We start from the raw sequence: 20,319 nt of genomic DNA, 5'->3' as shown, positions 1-20,319 counted from the left end.
TTTGCTCCGATCGATCTTGGAGGAGGCTGGAGTGCCAGTCAGGAAGCACAGGAAGACGGCGCGGGTCGCGGCGCTGACGTTGGTAGTGGTGGTGCCCTGCGTCGTCGCGCAACCGGCGCTGGCGCGGTCGCCGGAGGCGCAGCCGCGCATCACGTCCTATGTGGGAGATCCCGGCCGCCTCGGCGACCCGGCGAGTTGGCGGACCGCTGAGTTCAACCGGGATGCCGGCCTGGTGTCGATCGGAGCGGAGTTCGCTTACGCCGACGGCTATGCCGGCACCGGGATGAACATCGGCATCGTCGACTCGGGCGTCTTCGCCGGGCACGTGCGAGAGCACGGAAGCCTCGACACGAACTACGCGACCGGAGATCGCTTCTTCTCGGTGACAGCCCAGGGCGGCGAGACCGGGCCCACATCGGGTTTCTACGACCCGGCGTTCAACGACAGTCATGGCACGCATGTCAGCGGGACTGTGGCCGCGAGCCGCGACGGCGTCGGCGAAACGCAGCCGGGCGGGCCTGAGGCCAACATGCATGGCGTCGCGTTCAACGCCAACGCGTACAGCGGCAACACCCACAAGACGGATGGCGTGTTCTACGGACTGGTGCCGCCGAACGCGACCGCCGCACAGACGCCGGACAACGCCTATCTGGCCAACGTGTACCGGTCGGTGAGCAAGGCGGAGACGGCGAACGGCAAGCCCATCCGGCTCATCACCAGCAGCTGGGGCAGCGCGCCATCCACGGAGAACTACAACACGCTGGAGCCGCCGCCTGGTAGCCCGAACACCTTTGGCCTGAACGCGGCGTGGCGTTACCTGTCGACTCCAGATGGCGTCGCCGATGCGAACGGCAACACCGTGCATTGGCTGAACGGCGCCATCGAGGTCGCGCGGACCGGCAAGATCCTCCAGTTCACCGCCGGTAACGCCGGCGTCGCGAACCCGACGGCGCGGGCCGCCACGCCGTACTTCCGGCCTGACCTGGAGGGTCGCTGGTACACCACGTCGGGAATCAATCCCAACATCGGGCGCACGTTCAACGCCGACGGTTCGGTGCTGGTCCCGGGGCAGCAGGAGTTCAACCAGTGCGGTGTCGCGAAGTGGTCCTGCGTCACTGCGCCGAGCAGGCTGATCAACAGCACGTGGGTGGAGCTCGTCGACGGCGTACCGCAGCCGCGTTACAGGGCCGCGTCGGGGACGTCGATGGCCGGGCCGCACTCGGCGGCCGCGCTGTCGTTGATCATGCAGCGCTTCCCGTACATGACCAACGAGCAGGCGCTCTACACGATGTTCACGACCGGCCGGCAGAACAACACGATCAGCGACGCGGGCGGCAACGCCGTTGCGAACCCCACCCGTGGCCAGGTCGTGCAGGTTCCCGACAAGCGCAACGGCTGGCACACGGTCAGCCTGCGGGAGGCCATGAACGGCCCGGGCCAGCTCGTGGGGCCGTTCCGGGTCGACACGCAGGGGCGCAGCGACGTGTGGTCCAACGACATCTCCGACGTCGCCATCCAGGCGCGCCGGCAGGAGGATGCCGCCGAGGCGGCCGCCTGGGAAGCGACCAAGGTCGAAAAGGGCTGGACACACGGGCTGCCCGCCAACGCGAGCGATGCCGACAAGTCGGACTACGCCACCGGTACCCGGCGTGAGAAGGCCCGCAACGCCCGCGTCTACGAGGGCAGCCTCACCAAGCGTGGCAACGGAACTCTCTTCCTCGCCGGCAACGAGACCTGGCACGGGACGAGCACGGTCCTCGACGGCAAGCTGTCCATCGTCGGCTCGCACGCCAGCCCCATCGATGTGCGCGGCGGGACGCTCGGTGGCAGCGGCAGCGTGGCCAACGACGTCAACATCGGCGACGGCGTACTGCAGCCCGGTGTCGCGCCCAGAGAAGCGCGGGACGCCGCCGATCAGCACGTCGTTCCCGGCAATGTCCTGAACGTTGGAGGGGACGTGCGCATCGGCCGGAAGGGTGACCTCGCCGTCACCATCTCCGGCGGCAACGACTACACGAGCGTGCGGGCCACCGGTGATCTGGTGTTGGACGGGAAGCTGGACATCGATGTGAACGGAACGCTGACCCGGGGCACCGTGCTGACGATCATGAGTGGCAAGTCGATCAGTGGCAGCTTCCACTCGCTGAGCGAAGGGGATGTCGTGCACGCGAAGGGCCACCAGTTCAGGGTGTCCTACAAGAACAACAGCGTGACGCTGACCGTCATGCGCTAGTGACCTGAGTCAGGATCCCGCTCATAAAGAGCCTTGCTCGTACGCCGTCCGATGCGTTTCCGCGGAAACGCATCGGACGGCGTACTGCCAGGAGGTCAGCTCAGACGTGCCGGCGCGGAGGACAGACCTCCGCGAACACTGACGGCCTTCACAGTGATCGTGTCGGCGTCCGCCTTGATCACCCGGAGCTTCACCTTCTCTGTCCTCCCACCATCCAGGTAGAACTCTGGAGCTCCACCGACGACCCTCGCGCCTTCGACCTCGACGGTGTCAGGGGCGACGATCTTGATTTCCTTCGCCTGCTCCAGCGCGGTGGGGATGCGGCCCGTGTTCGTGACCGTGGCCGCGATCTCGTGCGTCGCACCGTCACTCTGGCCGCCCCTGAGCGCCTTGACATTCACCTGCGAGAGCTTCACCTGCGGCAGCGACTCGGACAGGTAGAGGTTGAAACGCGCCTGGTTCGCAGCCCACTTACCGATCAGATCCGGTGACGGGTTCTGCGACCAGAACTTCGGGTTGATCCCGCCGATCTCGACTTTGCCGAGCTTCGGGTGCTGGAACGTGGTCCACGGCAGGAAGCAGTTGGTACGGCCGTTCTCGGCGCACCACCTTGATCGCTCCCAGTCGGCGAATCTGTCATCGCCGTCGTAGTCGGTGAAGTCGCCGCCGTTCCATAGTTCGTCGCCGTACCAGATCGCGCCGTACTGGAAGTATCCGAAGTCGGGCCCGTGACCGAACAGCGGCTCGGGGTCACCGCCGTTGCGGGTGGCGTAGTCGATATAGACACTGCCGGTATACCGGTAGCCAGTGAACCCGGCGCCTGCCTTGTCGAAGTGCTCGTACAGTTTGCGGTCGCCCGTGTACATGCACTCGGTCGGGTCACACGTTGAGGGGCCCCGCAGGTGCATGGGCACCCGCGTGTCCATGCTGTTCACCACCCCGATGTTGGTGTGCGACATCAGCCAGTTGTACACATGGCGGGTCTCCGGCTCCGACAACGGATACTCGCCGGCACCGCCCTGGGTCAGGTTCCGCCCCGTCTCGTCGGCCTCCGGCATCACGTGCCAGTTGTAGGGATAGTTGCGGTGCAGGTCGAGCCCGCCGACACCGTCCTCGTTGTAGCCACCGTTACCGTCGTTGTCCACCCCCTCGGAGAACATGAGGTGGTCACCCTTACCGGCGCCGACGTTCTGCATGGTGTTCTTGGCCGGGTCACGCTCGTCGATCACGTGCGTTCCCTTGCCTGCCCCGACGTACTGGCGCATCTGGCTCAGGTATCCGTCCCGGTTGAGATCCTCGCCGGGGTCCTCGTCGATCTTGCCGTCCCCGTCGTTGTCATACGGCCGCACCGTCGACCGGTTCGTCTGAGCGGTGTAGAGGTACAGGTCGTGCCCGTCCGGATTGTTGACCGGCCGTATGTAGAAGGCCTTTTCGGCGAGCAGTTTGTCGACCTTTTTGTCCTTGCCGGCCTGTGTGATCAAATGGTGAGCGAGCCACAGCGAACTCTCGGCTGAGGACACTTCGCCGGAATGCCGATTTCCTTCGAAGAAGGCGGCCGGCTTGTCGGTGTCGGCACCGGTGGACTTGTCCGTGATGGTCAGCTGGTAGATCGGCTGACCGCTGAAGCTCTCCCCGACGATGTACAGGTCGACGAGGTCAGGACGCTCATGGGCCCACTTGCGCAGCCACCACGGGATCTCGATGCCGGTGTGGAAGTGGTCGAAGTCCATTTGCCCAGGTGTCTTCGGCTGCACCTGGCTGTACCTGACGACGTCGAATTCGCTTTCACCGTCACGCACACCAGCGATCGTGATGGTGCGAGTCGTCGGTGTGACGCTCTCCGGGAAGGGTCCCGGGTCCTTCGCCGGCTGCAGGCCGATGGCGTACTTCGGGGCCGAGGACAGGACCGTGTCGTCAGTTCTGATGGTGCCGTTCGTTCCGCCCATGGGCGCATTCGCGATGACGACGGCGGCGCCCGCTACCAGGGCCACCAGCACCGAGACCCGGCGCCTTATGCGCCGCCGGGAGCGGTTAGTCGCCCGCTGTGAATGGATGACCGATGTTTCGTGAGAGGACGCTTGTCGTTGACCGGATGGGGATTGCATGTTCTCGGAGGAGCCCACGGCAAATCTCCTGTCGTCACTTCGATGAAAGCCTCACCCACCGGGGCAGGGCAATCACGTTCTGTGTCGGGGGCGCCACCCAACAGGTAATTCACGACGTGATGATCAAGGTAATCCACAGATTTCCACATGTAAAGATCACAGCTGTCCCAACTGGGTGACTTACCCTCGTCCTGGGTACGCCGGCCGGCGGCGCGGGCGATCCTCTCAGCACTCACGCGACTACTCCTCGGATCCGCCGCACCGCCACCTCGGGGTACGCCGGCCCGGCAAGGAGCACCGGCGGCTCCGGGCCGGAAGCTCCATTAGACGGCGGAACCGGCACTGCGGTTCGCCGGGCTACCGCTTCCGGTCACATCCCATTCCGCAATTGACGGGATATGGCGCCGATGCGTCTAATGATGTGCCGGTCCGATCAATCTTGGTCGGTGTTGTTTCGGCAGGGATTATGTTGCCCGCTCGACGTCGGCCATTTATCGAATGGCCATATGCGAGCGGAGCGGCGGGGGGAAAGGAAGCGGAAAGTGAAGCGTGAGAAAACCACGACACACGGCGGAATCGGCCGTGGCGTCGGCGTGCGCCGGGCGTTGGGCCGGGTGCTCGCGGCGTTGGCGGTGGCCGCGGGTGTGGTGGCCGTCGAGGCGCCGGCCGCCGTGGCGGCGCCGTATGGGCCGTACACCTGCAAGAACGGCTTCGTCTGGCGCGAGGCCGTGCCGGGTGACCAGGTCTGCGTGACCCCGCAGATCCGTGACCAGGCGGTGGACGAGAACGCATGGGCCCCGTACCGGCGGGAGCCGAACGGCGGCGCGTGGGGGCCGAACACCTGCAAGACCGGATTCGTGTGGCGCCTGGTCCGGCCGAACGATCTCGTCTGTGTCCCACCGGCCAGCCGAGACCAGGCATATTCCGACAACGTCAACTCGCCGTACCGGCTGCTGGAACCGGCGTCGGTTCCCCGCGGCACCGTGTGGGTGACGACGACCCAGGGCCCGTTCAACAGTGGCGGTCGCATGTTCGCGCGGGGGAGCGCCCTCTGGCCGAACGGTGTCGTACGGTTCTACACGATCCGGCCCGACGGGGCCGGACCGTACCCGGCGGGCAGGGCGTTGCAGGCCGATGCGAACGGCAACATCGTCAGCGCCGACCCCCGGGGTCAGGAGTTCGCCAACATGGGCTGCCTGGGCCACACCAGGGTCTCGACGGTGATCGCCGTGGAGCAGGCCACCGGAATGGTCACCGGAGCGGGCACCACGACCGCCTTCATCTGCTACTTCTGACCGCCGCGAGCGGGCGTTGATCGGCGGGATTCCTGATCCGCCCGCCGGGAACGCTCCCCGGCACCGCACCATCGACGAGCGCCCGGCCGCCCACGGCAGCCGGGCGCACGTTGCCGGCCTGTTGCCACCTACCGCCGTTCACGTTCTGCTGAACCGGCGGTCGGACCGGAGTCGCCGGCATCACCCCCGCTAATCGAAGGCGCGGCCGAGACGAGTCAGCCGATCGGCGTACTCGATGCGCGTCGCCCACTCGGCCGGCCAGGCGTCCATGCCCAGGTATGCGCCCGCGAACGCTCCCGCCAGGCACGCGATCGAGTCCGAATCGCCCGAGCTCGCCGCGCCCCGCCAGATCGCCGCCACCGGGTCATCGGGAAACATCAGGAAACAGAGCAGCGCCGTGGCCAGCGCCTCCTCGGCGATCCAGCCGCCGCCGGTCGCCAGGCAGGGGTCGGCGTTCCGATCGGCCACCGGCAACGCCGCGTCTAGACGGTCGAGGACCTCCAGGCACTCGTCCCAGCCGCGTGCGATGAACTCCGCCGGGGTGCTGACACCCGGACGCTGCCACAGCTCGCCCAGCCAGCGTTCGTGGTAGGTGGTGCGCTGCGAACGGCAGTGTTCGCGAAGCGCGCTCTGCAGTTCCGTGGGCGCCATGCCCTCGCGAAGCCACCACACCACGTACGCGGTGAGCTCGCTGGCGGCCAGACCCGTCGGGTGCCCGTGGGTGAGCGCCGCCTGAAGCTGAGCCGCCCCCGACCGCTCTTCACCGGTCAGGCCGGGCACCAGCCCCACCGGCGTCACGCGCATGTTCGCGCCGCAACCCTTGGAGCCCTGGATCGTCGCCTTGACCCACGGATGCCCTTCGGCCAGGCCGGCGATGGCCCGCATGCACGTGTTGCCCGGCGCCCGGTTGTTGTCCGGGCTCCGCGCCCAGTCGACGAACTTCCGCCGCCAGATCGGGGCCACCAGATCGGGGGTGAACGGCGGATGGGTCAGCGCGTAGACGAGTCCTTCCCCGACGGCGAGCGCCATCTGTGTGTCGTCGGTGACCAGCGCCGGCGCCCCCTCGAGCTCACGCGGGCCGTCGGGCCCGTACCTCTTGACGATCCGCCGCATGTCGAGGAACTCGGTCGGTTTCCCCAACGCGTCCCCGTACGCCAGCCCGAAGATGCTCCCGCTCGCCCGTCCGGTCACCATCTACTCCTGTTCGCCGCTTCCGCCCGGCATTCTCCCTCTCCATCGACGTCATGATCTCGGATCTTGATGAGCAGGGGTTGAGGGCGAGGTCCAGGCTGCTCGCCGCGGCCACGTGGGCCCCACCGACACCGAGGTGGTAGATCGTCCTGGTGGAGTCACGCGGCGACGGGGCAAAGGTTGACAACCCTTTGCATGTGATCTGTTTTGTGGTGGCAGAAGATTCCGGTCCGGCAAAGCCCCGAATTACTTTTTAAGAGATCGATCTTCGCATGGCATCCTCAGTATGCCTCCTTCTTTGCGCGAAGTTTCCGCAGAGGGATGACCGGGAGGATCGGTGCTTAACGCAGCAGCACACGCGGACAGGCGTGCCGGGGGAGAGCGCTTCTTGGTTTATCGATCGTGGGCGCGGGGATAGTCGTCGGCGTAATCGCTCATTTCGGGCGAAACGCAGGAATCCGGGAGGATATTATGAATGGATACCTGCCCTATAGTTCAACCGGTCCGGCTCCCCGCTCTGGAGGCATACGCCGCTGGCAGGAGGACATCCTTCGAGGCGAGTCATAGCTGAGTGAGTCGGGGTACTGCGGTCGGCCAACGCCGCAGTGCCCCGGCCCATGGCAAGCGGGAATACGTCGGAGGGGGCGTTCGTGGCGCGATTGTCCTACCCTGTCGCCCGCCGCGGTGATGTGGTGGAGGATCTGTTCGGTTTCCCGGTCGCCGATCCCTACCGGTGGCTGGAAGACGGGACTGATGCGCGTGTACGGGCCTGGGCCGCGGCTCAGGATCGGCTCTTCCGAGCGTTCCGCGCCGGATGGCGTGAGGAACTGCGATCGTGGGCGTACTTGGTAGATCAGGTGTCATCCTTCGGCGTGTCCGAGCCTCCCATGGTGCGTGGATCGGTCATGTTCCTCGCCGAACAGTTGCGCGGAGATGAGCAACGGCGCCTGCTCGTCATCGACGCCGAGGGGAACAGGCGCGCACTGGTCGATCCGGTGGAACTCGATCCGTCCGGCCATACCGGGCTGTACGCCTGGTGGCCGTCGCGTGAGGGCGAACGGGTGGCCGTCCAGATGGAGGTCGCCGAGCAGCCCGGCAGCGACATCGTGGTGCTGGACGTGCGTACCGGCGAAGTGGTGGACGGACCGTTGCCCCGCGCCCGCAACACCTCGCTCGCCTGGCTGCCGGGAGGAGATGCGTTCTACTACGTCAGCCGCGTTCCTGATGAGGAACTGCCTCCCGGCGACCGGCGTTTGCAGCGGCGGGTGAGGTTGCATCGAATCGGTACGCCGTGGCAGGCCGACACGGTGGTGTTCGGGGGCGACGATGCCCCGGACCACTATTACGGCCTCACGGTCAGCGCCGACGGCCGGTACCTGGCGATCACCGCGATGGCCGGGCCCGCCTCGCACAACGATGTGCACGTGGCCGAACTCATCGATCCGAAGGCCCCGCGTTTCGGCAAGCTCGTGGACGGGTCCGCCGTACGCGCCCGTGTTCTCCCACGCTTCCTCGCGGACGGCGATCTGCTGCTGGTCACCGACTACCAGGCCCCGTGCGGCCGCATCTGCACGGCGCGTCGAAACGATACCGACCCGGCCGCATGGCGCACGCTGGTGGCCGAAGATCCCGAGGCCCCGCTGGACGAGTGTCTGGTCCTGGACGACCCGGCCCTTCCGCGGCCGCTCCTCCTGGTGGCACGCACCCGCCACGGCACCTCCACCGTGACACTGCACGACCTGGCGGGCGGCCGGCAGCTCAGCCGTCTGCCCCTGCCCGGCGCGGGCGTCGTATCGACCCTGCGGACAAAGATCCCGCACGGACATCACGCATGGTTCAGCTACTGCGACGCGACCACTCCGCCCACCATCCATCGCTACGACGCCGTCAGCGGGGAGACGGAACAGGAAACCGGTGCCGCGATGGCCGGACACACTCCAAAGGTCCGCAGCCGCAGCGTTCGCTATCACGCGGGCGACGGCACCGAGGTCACGCTGTTCCTGTTCACCCCGGCCGAGGACCATCAGGGCCCCCGTCCCACCCTCCTGTACGGCTACGGCAGCTTCGGCATGCCCATGCGCCCATGGTTCTTCCCTCTGGCGGCCGCATGGGTCGGCGCCGGCGGCACCTACGCGGTCGCCTGCGTACGCGGAGGCGGCGAAGCGGGCCAATGCTGGCACGACGCCGGGCGCGGACCGCACAAGCACCGGGCGATCAGCGACTTCAACGACGCCGCGGCCTGGCTCATCGACACCGGCCGGACCACCCGTGACCAACTGGCGAGCTATGGCGTATCCGGTGGCGGCCTACTGGTCACCGCCGCCGCGATGCGGCGACCGGATCTGTACGCCGCGGTCATCGCCGCGGGACCGCTCTGCGACATGGTGCGCTACGAGCACTTCGGTCTGGGATGCACATGGACCGACGAATTCGGCACCGCCTCCGAACCCGAACAGCTCCCTTGGCTGCTCGAATACTCCCCGTACCACAACATCACGCCCGGAACCCACTATCCGGCATTCCTCTTCACCGGTGCGGTGACCGACCTGCAGACCGGAGAGGCCCACGTCACCAAAATGTGCGCTGCCCTCCAGCACGCCACCAGCGGTGACCGGCCGATCCTCATGCGCCGAGAACCCGACACCGCCCACGCCGCTTCCCCCGCAAGCAAGGAACGCGCCCTGACCGCGGACATCCTGACCTTCGCCGGAGAACACACCGGTCTATCGCCGGGCGAGGCGACCACGCGTCTGCACGAGTGTGCCGCAGAACCACACTGAGAGCGCCTGCCGCCCGTGACCAACTGGCCGAACCAACTGGCCGAACCCGTCGTCGCGCTCCTGGCATGCCACGTTGGTAAACCCCTGGTCAGACTGCCCAGGTCCACCGTTCATCCGTCGTTAAGCGCCGGTCGACACGCTCCCGAGAGGACAAGATCCACTCAGTCACATGGAGCCCGACCACATGCGCCACGCCATACGAATATTCCGCTCCGGCCCGGTCCGGCACCGGAAACGCTCCACCTCGATCCTGGGGATCATCGCCGGTCTGGCCTTGTCCCTTGCGGCCACCTCGGCGGCCGGCGCGGCCACGTCGACCGCCACCGGCGCGGTCTCGACCGCCGGGGCGCCGGTGCCGGTGCAGCTGATGTCGATCACCGATCTGCACGGCTACTTCGGCGACTACACCACCACCGTGCCCGGGGCGCGGGCCGGGGAACCCGCCCAGCAGGTCGGCGGCGGCGCGTACCTGACCACCCATCTCAAGCAGCTCCGCGCCGGCAAGCGGAACTCGATCCTCTTCTCCGCCGGAGACGACTTCACCGGCTGGCCGAATGAGACCGGCTGGTTCTGGAACGAGCCGACCATCGAGTACCTGAACTCGATCGGGCTGGACTTCTCGACGGTCGGCAACCACGAGATGGACCGGGGCTACGGGTTCCTGCGCCACATGATCGACGGCACCTGCGACGGGCGCCCCGACGACGACCTCTGCTTCGAAGACTCGACCGGGCGGCGGTTCCGCGGCGCGGACTTCGGCTACCACTCCGGCAACCTCGTCGACGAGCACACCCGCAAGCCGAAGCTGCCGCCGTACCACGTGGAGTACGTCGACGACGGGCGCGGCGGCCGGATCCCGGTCGGCTTCGTGTTCGCCACCACCAAGCTCCTCTCTGAGGAGCAGATGTCGTACACGCCGAAGGGGTTCGCCTTCCTCGACGAGGCCGACACGGTCAACAAGTACGCCGCGGTCCTGCGACAGCAGGGCGTCCGGGCCATCGTGGCGGTAGTCCACGAGGGCTTCTCCCAGCAGTCCGGTGCCGGTTACGACGAGTGCGTCAACCCGTTCGGCCCGGCGGTGGACTTCAACGCCCGGATCACCCCGGACGTCGACGCGATCGTCACCGGGCACTGGCACGCGCTGGTCAACTGCACGCTCCCCGACCCGGCGGGCAACCCACGGCCGGTGGTCGAGGCGGCCAACCACGGCCGGCTGATCAACGAGATCAACCTCCAGCTCGACCCGAAGACGGGTGAGGTGTTGCGCGACCGGACCACCTCGGTGAACCACGCCAACACCAAGGACGTGACACCCGACCCTGAGACGCTGCGGATCGCGGAGTACTGGCGGAAGCGGTCGGTGGAACGGGGCAACACCCCGGTGGCGAAAGTGACAGCCGATCTGACCCGGGCGCCGGGAGACGCCGCCGAGTCGACCATGTACAACGCGACCGCCGACGCCTTCCGCTGGGCGGCGAACCAGGACGGGCGAGCCGACCTCGCGGTCGCCATGCCGGGCATCCTTCGCAATGACCTCCGGTACGCCGCCAACCCGGCCAACCCGGCCGACGCTCCGGGCCAGGTGCTCTTCTCCGAAGTCGCCCTGGGCACCGTCTACGACAGCGGCATCGGCGTCGGTCTGGTCCGGGGCGACATCACCGGCGCCCAGCTCGACGCGCTGCTGGAGAGCCAGTGGCAGCAGGCCGCCGACGGGTCGGTGCGGTACCGGCAGATGGCGGTCTCCGGCAACGTCCGCTACACGTACGACCCCGCGAAGCCGGTCGGCCATCGCATCGACCAGGGTGACATCCGGATCGGCAACCGGCCGGTCCGGCCGCACGCCACGTACCGGATCGCCACCCTGGCGAACAACTTCTTCGCCAAGAACGCCACGCCCGGCTTCACCGCCCTCTTCGAGGCGACGAAGCAGGACCGCAGCCTCTACAACGGCGGCGACGCGCTCTGGCGCTACCTGGAGAAGATGTCCCCGGTCCGCCCGCCGGCGCTGGGCCGGGCGACGCCGGTCTCCGGAGACTGAACGGCTGCTCCGAGCGGTCTTCTCAGTGATGAGCGGCCCGTTCGCCGAGACGGCCCGGCCGGAAGCCACCGAGCCGGGCCGTCTCGGCGAAGAGGCTTGTCCGTCTCCGTCGGATCGACCCCATCTTTCCCGAGGCGTTCGCCGTGTTCCGCGGGCACGCGATCGACTTCACGGACGGCCCGGCGCTGCACTTGGGCAATTTCACACCAGAACCAGCTCGAGTTCGGCTGCAACCTCGGTGAACGCTCCTTGAACCGCTCGAAGGAAGCTGTTCTGCTTCGGCTCTGTGGCCGTGGGGATGGGAGCAGCGTGCGTGTATATGTCGTCGGCCATGATGTGGGCGCGCCGGATGGTCGACCCCTTGCCATCTCGTGAACCTCTTGGCGGAGGTCACAGAGCTGGTCCCGAAGGTACAGGCGGGATCAGGGCCCGGATTGCTGATGTCGATCGCCGAGCTTGCGCGGACTGGGGCACTGTCGGTCATCCAACCCCATCAGGTCCAGGCGTACGACGAGGCGGGCGAAGGACCGCCGGTGCTCACGGCCGGGGATGTCGTCCGCGGGACCCGGCCCTCGGCGCGTCTGAAAGACCCGCACGCCGACCTTCCGGTGACCCAGCCGGGGATGTGCTGGTTCCGACGTTCGTACGAGCCCCGATCGCTCGAGTGGAGGAGCAGGGCGGCCTCATGGCGGGACGCCACATCTTCGTCCTACGGCCGGACCCGGAACGGATCGATCCGTATTTTCTCGCCGGAATCCTTCGCGGCTCGCGCAACCTGCGGCACTACACCTCGATGTCGACCTCCTATCGGGTGGACGTTCGTCGGGCGGAGGTTCCGCTGCTGCCCATCGAGGAGCAACGAGCGTGCGGAGAGGCCTTCCGCCGGTTGGAGGCCTTCCAATCGGCCCTACGCCGTACGGCGGAACTCGGCGAAGAGATGACCCGCGTCGTCACGGGCGGACTTGCGGACGGGGGCCTCCGCCCCGCTCGATCCGGAGGCTGACGTCGACTGAGCGCATGGGATACCCGCCATCAGTAGGTGTTGCTCAGCGGCTCACAGCGGTCTCTTGCTCCACACGCGACAGCTTCTCGGGATTGCGCACGTAGTAGAACCCGGTGACCAGGCCGTCGTCGATCCGCATGGCGACGACACCGTCGATCTCCCCGTTGAGCCGGACGATCAGAGCCGGACCGCCATTGACCTGCACCGGTTCGACCGACATATCGGCGCCGAACATGGTGAGGCCGACTGTGAACAAGCGGGCCACCTTGTCCGCCCCCACGACGGGCCGCAGCACGGCCTGCTTGACTCCGCCACCGTCGCTAATCGCGACGACGTCCGGCGCGAGGATGTCGAGCAGGTGTTGCAGATCGCCCGTTTCGACCGTCCGCTGGAACGCCTCGAGCGCACGTCGGGTCTCGTTCGGAGAAGCAACCCCGCGCGGCTGGCGTGCAGCGACGTGTGACCGTGCCCGGTGGGCGATCTGGCGGACCGCGGCCGGGCTCTTGCCGACGGCTTCGGCGATCTCGCCGTACCCGAAGTCGAACACCTCGCGCAGCACGAACACCGCCCGCTCGGTCGGCGTGAGAGTCTCCAGCACCAGCAGCATCGCCATCGAGACGCTCTCGGCGAGCTCGACATCCTCGGCCACATCCGGTGCGGTCAGCAACGGCTCGGGCAACCAGGGCCCGACGTAGGACTCCCTGCGCCGGCGGAGCGTACGCAGCCGGGTGAGCGCCTGGCGGGTGGTGATCTTGACCAGGTACGCACGCTGATCCCGCACCGTGTCGAGATCGACGCCCACCCACCGCAACCAGGTCTCCTGCAAGACGTCTTCGGCGTCGGCGGCCGAGCCGAGCATCTCGTAGGCGACCGTGAACAGCAGGTTGCGGTGGGCGACGAACGCCTCGGTGGCGGAGTCCATCCGGTCGCCACGAGCAAGCGGCTCGGCTGTGTCCACTGTTCGCTCGCTGCGCTCGCTCATAGCCGGCTCCTGCCTGTTCGCCCTCGACCATGCCCCACACACAAGACGCCGGTCCCCACCGCTTTGTGACACCCACGATCGGTGGCGCACGCCACATGACCGCGCTGTCACAGGGATCGGGTCGCCGGCATCTCCATGTTCGTCAGGACGCCGCGAACGATCCGCGCGGCACGCAACTCCACGAGTGAGGACCAGGTCATGGAACCCCGTATCAACCTGATGACCAACGAGATCGGCGTCAAGATCGCCAAGCGGATCGCCAACGTCGGCCTGGTGATCCAGCAGTCGTCACTGCCGACGTCCACGCAGGAGCTGGTGGCACTGCGCGCCAGCCAGATCAACGGCTGCGGCCTCTGCGTCGACATGCACACCAAGGAGGCCGCGGCCGCCGGGGAGACCGCGGTCCGGCTCAACCTCGTCGCCGCCTGGCGCGAGTCCACCGTGTTCACCGAGGCCGAGCGGGCCGCGCTGGCGCTCACCGAGGAGGGCACCCGGCTCGCCGACGCCCACCACGGCGTGTCCGACGAGACCTGGGCCCAGGTGCGCAAGCACTACGACGACGACCAGATCGCCGCGCTGGTCTCCCTGGTCGCCATGATCAACGCGGCCAACCGGCTCAACGTGATCTTGCGCAACCCGGGGGGTATCTACGAGCCCGGCATGTTCACCAGCATGTCGAGCTGATCGGCAGGCGAATCCCGGCCCGGCCCAGATCATTCGATCCGGGCCGGGCCCGCGTATATCCGGGCGCGGCTACGGCGACCCTCGGAGCCGCCGACTCGGCCGCATGGTCAGCGGGCGCTCCGCTTCCGGGTGGCGGGAGGAAGACAGTAAGCGCACTGGTCGATGGCCAGTTCGTGGATGCAGCGGCCTTTACGCACATCGGTGGGGCGCCGAAGGGGGTTAGGCGTCACAGGTCCGCTTCGTGGATCGGCCGTGTCGGATGAGGCGCCCTTCTTGCCAGCCTTCTTTCTCGCGTCGAGCAAGCTCCGTTGGGCCGGTTTCCGGGTGGGAGATGTGGCCGCCGACGGGGCATTGCGCTGTCGTACTGGTTACCGACGTAGGTCAATCGACATCGCTTGGGCAGCTCAGGTGAAGTCGAGCTCCAGTGTGTCGAAGCCGCGCAGCACGATCGCGTGTTTCCAGTCGGCCTGCCGGGGTGTGATCTGACGGACGCCGGCCGCGATCAGGCTGTCCAGGAGAACGGTTGCCTCCAGTGGGGCGAGTTGGGCGCCGAGGCAGTAGTGGATCCCGGTGCCGAAGGTCAGCGGCACCGGTCCGTGGCGGGTGATGTCGAACCGGTCCGGGTCGGGGAACGCTGCCGGATCACGGTTGGCCGCGCCGAGCAGGGTCACCACGGCGTTGCCGGCGGGGATGGGCGTGCCTGCCAGGTCGAGGTCCCGGCCGGCGACCCGGGCGTTGGTCCGCACCGGGCTGTGGAAGCGGTGGCATTCCTGGGCCGCCGAGGCGGCGAGCTGTGGTGAGGCAGTCAGCAGCGCGTACTGGTCGGGGTGGGTGGCCATCAGGAACATGGTGATGGACAGCAGGTGGGCGACGGTTTCGAAGCCGGCGAAGAACAGGAAGGTGATGTTGGCGATCACGTCCTCGTCGGACACGTCGCCGGCGGCGCGGGCCTTGTGCAGCAGGTCGCGCAGCAGCCCTTCCTCGGTGTCGCCGAGGTCGGTGAGGTACTCGGTCATCGTCATGATCGCGGTGATGGCGTCGTAGGTCCGCTGCGGCGGCAGGGCCGGCTCGAAGATGACCGACGCGTCCCGCATGAGTGACCGGAAGTCGTTGCGGGTGTTGGCCGGCACGCCGACCAGGTCACAGATGACCTGCATGGCCAGGGGATAGGAGATCGCCTCGACCACGTCGATCGGCCCGGCCTCCGATAGGGCCTTACCGACGATCCCCGTGGCGAGCCTGTGCAGCCACGGTCGCCAGTCGTCCAGCCGTCGGCGGGTGAACCCGGAGTTCATCAGCTGGCGTACCGGGGTGTGCTCGGGCGGGTCGATAAACGCCAGCGGCAGGGTCAGCGAGGCCGGCGGTGGGGGTACCGCCTCGCCGGTCACGAAGTCCACCGCCATGTACTCGGTGTTCTTCAGGAAGTCGGGGTGGCGCAGCACCTGCCGGCAGTCCTGGTATCGGGTGGCGTACCAGACCGGGCTGCCGGACAGCTGGTGCAGCGGCGAGGTCTCGCGCAACTCGCGCAGCAGCGGGTACGGATCGTCGTTGTGTTCCGGAGCGAACATTACGTCCACCAGCAGTTGGTCACCGCGGCTGTGCACGGGCGGTCGCCGCGGGCCGCGGTAACCGATCGCCCGGCGCGGGGCGTCCGCCGCGACACCGGTCAGCGTGCGGATACGGGTGATGCCTTCCGGGCCGCCGCCGTCGACGACGGTCACGCCGAGGGTCCGGGCCGATTCGCAGTTGGCCGGCAGGTCGTCGACGAACAGGGTCTCGCGCGGGTCGGTGCCGAGCTGTTCCAGCGCGGTGCGCACCAAACGCACGTCGGGCTTGCGCGCGCCGATGTCGCAGGAGCGGATGATCACGTCGAACAGGTCCGCCCACGGGTACAGCGCCTGCCACAGCGGCGCGGACTCCCGGGGCGTGTTCGTGCACAGCGCGAGCTTCACGCCGGCCTCGGCCAGTTGCTCGGCAAGTTCCAGGTAGTCCTCGTCCAGCGTGTACGGCAGGGGTGGACGGGGCGGCCCGGGTGGCAGATCGAGCATCGGCATCGCCTGGGCCAGGGTCAGCTCGCCGCGTTCGAGGCGGTGCCACGGATGGTCGCCGTTCGCCAGATGACTGCCGAAGAACTCCTCCGAGAACTGGCCGGCACCCGGATGGGCCAGCACGCCGCCGACGTCGAAGATGACCGCGGTGACCGTCACCGGCCGGCCTCCCCGAGAACCCGCAGCACCTCCGGGTAGTCCTGCTTGTCCCAGGAGGCGACCATCGCGTCGAGCCGGGCGAGGATCTGCTGGTAGATCCCGGTGACCAGGGCGACGCCCTGCTGCGCGGTCTGCTCGCTGACCGGCAGCCGCCAGAACTCGATGGCCTCGGCCTCCGGATCCTCCTCCAGCTCCGGCGGGTCCGGGCGTAGCCGCAGCGTCATGTACGGCAGGTCCAGCCCGACCTCCTCGGCCACCCATTCGGCGAGCCGGCCGGTGGCCGTCGCGTACGTCTCGGTCAGGCCCTTGAGCGTGGCGATCGTCCAGTAGCGCAGTACGGGGTCGAGGGTGACGTCGATGTGGTGGGTGATGATGCCCCGGGTGTCGCGGTGCGCGTCGGTGGCCCTGTCCAGGTAGATGAAGTCCAGCGTGCGGCTGACCGACCAGTCCAGGTGCTCGTCGAGGTCCAGCGACTGCCAGTCGACGAACAGCATCGCGGCGCGGCGGCCGAACCGTTTGCTCAGCCGGTTGATCGCCCGCTGCTGCGCGTTGACCGGGATCGGGTACGGCAGCATGTACTTGTAGACCGTCGGCGTGCCGCAGGTGTCCGTGGCGCTGTAGAGCACCGCGAAGCGCAACTTGGCCTGGCTTCGGTCAGGGTGTCCGCGGTGAAGAAGCCCATGTGCTCCGAGTCGCGCAACGCCTGCCGGCACTGCCGCCAGGTCTGCTGGATGACGCGCTGGCTCGGGTGCGCGTCGGTGTCCGGCCAGAAGTTGAAGTCGAACACCTCAGGACCGGGAATCGTCGGTACCCAGGTCGGTGGCGCGGCGTGGATGCCGCGCCGGTACTCGAAGCCGCCCTGCGAGATCGTCTCCTGGGCGAGCCGCAGCATGTCGCTGTTCTGCTCGTCGATCAGCTCGAAGATCCGGATCGCCCGCCGCCGTGCCGCCTCGCGCTGCTCCTCGGTGAGCACCGCATCCTCGAACGCGTCGTCCTCCACGGCATGACCGGTCTCCCGCTCGAGGTGAAAGTCGCCCCAGTAGATGAGCTCCTTGCCGGTGCGGGCGGTGTACTCGTTGGCCAGCTTGTTGGTGTGCCGGAACAGGGCGTTGCCGCAGATCTCGATCGATTCCACGACGGCGAACCGGACCACCGGGTCCTCAGCCTCGATAACCAGCTTCGTGATCTGCGTGGTGCGCCGGCGCAACGGCTCGTTGACCTCACTGAGGAACAGCCAGTAGTACAACTCCGACGGGCGCCACCCCAGCATTTCGTCCCAGCCGAGCGTGCGCAGGTCCCGCATGAACATCCGGGAATGCGTCATGTCCTCGTCGGCGTGCGCGGAGATCGCCTCCCGCTGCCGGTCCAATGTGCGCTCTTGGCAATAGGAGATGTGGTAGAGGTTCAGCTCGCGGAAGTACATGATGAAGTTCGTGAAGTAGAGCGCGAACCACAGCTTCTGCTCTGGCCGCACGCCCTGCTCGTTGGTCACCAGCCAGGTGTGCAGCGGATGGTCCTCGATCCGGCGACGCCAGTACTCGATGACCGGCAGTACCTGCTTCATCCATCCTCCCGCTGGCACACCTTGTTGTGGTGACTTCCGCATCCGGGCAGCTTGCATGGTGCACTGCCCCGAACCGCGCTGAGAAGCGACTGCCCGGAACGTTCCCGGTCCGCGGCCGGCCGGTGACGTGCCGGCGCGCCATTTTCATCCCGCGACGGTAAGCGATCAATCGGCGTCATGTCCATGTTGCTCCCCGGTCACCCGTCGACCCTCGCTCTGACGGTATTGACCACATTCGGGTGGCGTGTTACATCGGCGTCGGACAGTCCGGCCGCCGAACCTACGCGGCGAGGGTGACGTGTTCTGAGCACGGGCTCACCGTGACCCCTGTGCCGTGGGCCCGCCACGACGCGGGCCACATGTATGCCTTCGATGATCAGGTGGCGTGGTTGGGGTGCACACGTTCAAGAGCGCGATCAGTGTCCGATCGCCTTCGGCGGGCGCTGCGCCGTGCGTCGCGGTCGTCAAAATCCAGGCATTTTGTGAACTTCGTACACAAATCTCCACGGTGTACTTTCCTCACAGATAAGGCATCTGTGGACATCGCCTGACATGCTGCACTACCGTGGCGGCGGATCTTTCCGTGGGGATTTAGTGGCCGATGCCGGTCGGGGCGGCGATTTCTCGCGCCATGACGTGTCCGCCAGCGAGTGGACGGGGCCGTCCGCGCACAACACCGCGTTGGTCAGCTCGAACAACGCATCCGCCCGCGCGGTCAGGCACTGGTAGAACTCCCGCCGGAACCATGACAGCTCCCCGAGCGCGCCGGCAACGCCAGCATCGTGCACACTGATCATCGAAGCCCTTGGTTGTGATCTTCCGTCTGTCGCAAGAAGGAATGATCAACCAAGGGCTTCCACCGTGATCAACCGGGGCCCCACCACCAACACCCCAGGTTAAAGATCAAGCTAGGCGTCGCGCGCGAGATACTCGTCGCGCAGCGATGCGAGAGTACGCAGACCGTCCGGCGTATCGGCGGACCAGTACTCCCAGCCGTTGACACTGCTCTCCGCAAGGGCCTTGCCGGCACCGGACGGAGTGTCGTACGTCTCGCCGTTGAGGAAGATGCGCCCGTCATCCAGGACGACCGCCACCGAGTCCCCGCCCTGTTGGGCGTCGATCAGCGTTGCGCCCGGTGAGAGGAGGCCGGTGTTGAGAAGGTCGGCGAGCTTGACCCCGACGTGCGTACGGCTCGGCCTCGGCGGTTCGCCTTCAGGCTTCGGATACGACGGCTTGTACGAGCTCTCGCTGAGCAGGCTGAAGGCGTCGCGGACGACCTGCGCCATGAGCTTGCGCCGACGCTCCAGGAACTCCCGGTAGTCCAAGTGCTCCCAGCCGTCGGGTAGCGCGTGGAGATAACACTGCCTGGCGAGGCGCGCGGGGGAGATCCCCCGTGCGGTGACCTCCGCGGGCCAGTATTCACTCGGCGCCTTGTCAGAGATCTTGATGTTGTCGCCGGAGACTTGGCCGCCGAGGTGCAGAGTTCATTCGGCAGCGTGATGGTCCAGTAATCGTTGGTGAACGTGCTTTCGACCACCTGGTCGATGCGGCGGCAGAACCCTTCGGCGTCTTCCGCGTCGCTTAGCCGGGCGAAGTCCTGTTCGCCCTGCGACTCGAACGTGCTGGTGTATCGACCCGTGGTGTGGGCCATGAAGAACCACCGTGCGATCACTTCGCGCAGCCGCTCGATCGGGGCGTTGAACTTGATCCGTCCGATGAGCCACATGGCATAGCTGAACAGGATCGCGTTCTCACTGGAGATCATCCGCTTCCGCGGAAGCTGGCGCGTTCGAGGCATTGCAGGAACGTGCCAGTTGGTGAGGTCGAGTACCTGTGCCTGGGCGCTCTGCAGGCGGGCGAATTGCTCATCGCGTCGTTCTGGATCCGGCCGTCCGGTCTCGACATCGCGCCCCCGAAGGAGCGTGTACACGTGTTTGAGCACCGTCGGGTGGAAGGCGACCGCGACGATGACGCGAAGGAGCTGAGCCGGCTGTGGCTGGATGTGCCAGCTGAACGGCGATGCGCCCGAGATCGTCGGCTGCTTCGACTGTCGGCAGAACTCCTCCAGCTCATGGCGTCCCTTCTCCTGTGCCGTCTCCGCCGGACCGAGCCGCTTCTCCCGACAGGGCCCACGGAGCCGGTCATTGCTGGCGGGGACATCGGTCGACAGCTGGCCAGGGCAGTTCCGGTGCTGCGTCCGGAAACCCGGCGGCGACAAGCTCGTGCTGGTATCAGCC

General features: G+C 67.2%; 13 protein-coding genes. 6 read left to right on the top strand and 7 right to left on the bottom strand.

Annotation, left to right across the window (positions count from 1 at the left end):
* Positions 1-31: 31 nt before the first annotated feature.
* Complete coding sequence (locus HKK74_RS24760) at positions 32-2,233, top strand: S8 family serine peptidase (RefSeq protein WP_187245728.1); 2,202 nt, start codon at positions 32-34, stop codon at positions 2,231-2,233.
* Between the two features lie 95 nt (positions 2,234-2,328).
* On the opposite strand, the gene HKK74_RS24755 is transcribed toward HKK74_RS24760, so the two are convergent.
* Positions 2,329-4,230 (bottom strand): M14 family metallopeptidase, encoded by a 1,902-nt coding sequence (locus HKK74_RS24755; protein ID WP_222722695.1) that lies wholly within the window; start codon positions 4,228-4,230, stop codon positions 2,329-2,331.
* A gap of 650 nt (positions 4,231-4,880) precedes the next feature.
* Between HKK74_RS24755 and HKK74_RS24750 the strand changes: the two genes are divergently transcribed.
* Positions 4,881-5,633: a hypothetical protein gene (locus HKK74_RS24750; protein WP_187245727.1), complete on the top strand. Its 753-nt coding sequence runs from the start codon at positions 4,881-4,883 to the stop codon at positions 5,631-5,633.
* A gap of 189 nt (positions 5,634-5,822) precedes the next feature.
* Here the strand turns inward: HKK74_RS24750 and HKK74_RS24745 are convergent, their stop codons facing one another.
* On the bottom strand, positions 5,823-6,827 hold the full coding sequence (locus tag HKK74_RS24745; RefSeq protein ID WP_187245726.1) for an ADP-ribosylglycohydrolase family protein: 1,005 nt from the start codon (positions 6,825-6,827) through the stop codon (positions 5,823-5,825).
* A 614-nt stretch (positions 6,828-7,441) separates the two neighbouring features.
* Here HKK74_RS24745 and HKK74_RS24740 point away from each other — a divergent pair.
* The 3 genes from HKK74_RS24740 to HKK74_RS24730 all read left to right on the top strand — a co-directional run bounded on the left by HKK74_RS24740 (position 7,442) and on the right by HKK74_RS24730 (position 12,645).
* Complete coding sequence (locus HKK74_RS24740) at positions 7,442-9,604, top strand: prolyl oligopeptidase family serine peptidase (protein WP_246491943.1); 2,163 nt, start codon at positions 7,442-7,444, stop codon at positions 9,602-9,604.
* A gap of 184 nt (positions 9,605-9,788) precedes the next feature.
* The gene (locus HKK74_RS24735) at positions 9,789-11,642 is read left to right on the top strand and encodes a bifunctional metallophosphatase/5'-nucleotidase (protein ID WP_187245724.1); all 1,854 of its coding nucleotides are present in this window, start codon (positions 9,789-9,791) and stop codon (positions 11,640-11,642) included.
* A gap of 685 nt (positions 11,643-12,327) precedes the next feature.
* Positions 12,328-12,645: a restriction endonuclease subunit S domain-containing protein gene (locus tag HKK74_RS24730; RefSeq protein ID WP_187245723.1), complete on the top strand. Its 318-nt coding sequence runs from the start codon at positions 12,328-12,330 to the stop codon at positions 12,643-12,645.
* Between the two features lie 43 nt (positions 12,646-12,688).
* On the opposite strand, the gene HKK74_RS24725 is transcribed toward HKK74_RS24730, so the two are convergent.
* Complete coding sequence (locus tag HKK74_RS24725; RefSeq protein WP_187245722.1) at positions 12,689-13,627, bottom strand: RNA polymerase sigma-70 factor; 939 nt, start codon at positions 13,625-13,627, stop codon at positions 12,689-12,691.
* A gap of 198 nt (positions 13,628-13,825) precedes the next feature.
* On the opposite strand from HKK74_RS24725, the gene HKK74_RS24720 reads away from it, so the two are divergent.
* Positions 13,826-14,311, top strand: a complete 486-nt coding sequence (locus HKK74_RS24720; RefSeq protein ID WP_187245721.1) for a carboxymuconolactone decarboxylase family protein — start codon at positions 13,826-13,828, stop codon at positions 14,309-14,311.
* Positions 14,312-14,715: 404 nt separating this feature from the next.
* Here the strand turns inward: HKK74_RS24720 and HKK74_RS24715 are convergent, their stop codons facing one another.
* From HKK74_RS24715 to HKK74_RS24700, 4 genes are all read right to left on the bottom strand, one after another.
* Entirely contained in the window at positions 14,716-16,518 is a 1,803-nt protein-coding gene (locus HKK74_RS24715) for a cytochrome P450 (RefSeq protein ID WP_187245720.1), read from the bottom strand.
* On the bottom strand, positions 16,515-17,093 hold the full coding sequence (locus HKK74_RS24710) for a hypothetical protein (protein ID WP_187245719.1): 579 nt from the start codon (positions 17,091-17,093) through the stop codon (positions 16,515-16,517). Before HKK74_RS24710 ends, HKK74_RS24715 begins: the two co-directional genes overlap by 4 nt.
* A complete protein-coding gene (locus HKK74_RS24705; protein ID WP_187245718.1) occupies positions 17,039-18,082 on the bottom strand; it encodes a hypothetical protein in 1,044 nt (347 codons plus the stop codon). Before HKK74_RS24705 ends, HKK74_RS24710 begins: the two co-directional genes overlap by 55 nt.
* A gap of 908 nt (positions 18,083-18,990) precedes the next feature.
* Complete coding sequence (locus HKK74_RS24700; protein WP_187245717.1) at positions 18,991-19,407, bottom strand: restriction system modified-DNA reader domain-containing protein; 417 nt, start codon at positions 19,405-19,407, stop codon at positions 18,991-18,993.
* Positions 19,408-20,319: the final 912 nt, after the last annotated feature.

Origin of the sequence: Actinomadura alba, from assembly GCF_014323705.1 — a bacterium.
In the GTDB taxonomy this organism is placed as follows: Bacteria; Actinomycetota; Actinomycetes; order Streptosporangiales; family Streptosporangiaceae; genus Actinomadura_C; species Actinomadura_C alba.
The sequence above is the reverse complement of the archived record's forward strand: the minus strand, read 5'-3'. Positions and strand labels throughout refer to the sequence as shown.

Bases quoted from the DNA above. Each gene is read 5' to 3' on its own strand.
- HKK74_RS24705 (WP_187245718.1), bottom strand. From the start codon at position 18,082: ATGAAGCAGGTACTGCCGGTCATCGAGTACTGGCGTCGCCGGATCGAG.
- HKK74_RS24710 (WP_187245719.1), bottom strand. From the start codon at position 17,093: ATGCTGCCGTACCCGATCCCGGTCAACGCGCAGCAGCGGGCGATCAAC.
- HKK74_RS24730 (WP_187245723.1), top strand. From the start codon at position 12,328: ATGGCGGGACGCCACATCTTCGTCCTACGGCCGGACCCGGAACGGATC.
- HKK74_RS24725 (WP_187245722.1), bottom strand. From the start codon at position 13,627: ATGAGCGAGCGCAGCGAGCGAACAGTGGACACAGCCGAGCCGCTTGCT.
- HKK74_RS24720 (WP_187245721.1), top strand. From the start codon at position 13,826: ATGGAACCCCGTATCAACCTGATGACCAACGAGATCGGCGTCAAGATC.
- HKK74_RS24735 (WP_187245724.1), top strand. From the start codon at position 9,789: ATGCGCCACGCCATACGAATATTCCGCTCCGGCCCGGTCCGGCACCGG.
- HKK74_RS24745 (WP_187245726.1), bottom strand. From the start codon at position 6,827: ATGGTGACCGGACGGGCGAGCGGGAGCATCTTCGGGCTGGCGTACGGG.
- HKK74_RS24740 (WP_246491943.1), top strand. From the start codon at position 7,442: ATGGCAAGCGGGAATACGTCGGAGGGGGCGTTCGTGGCGCGATTGTCC.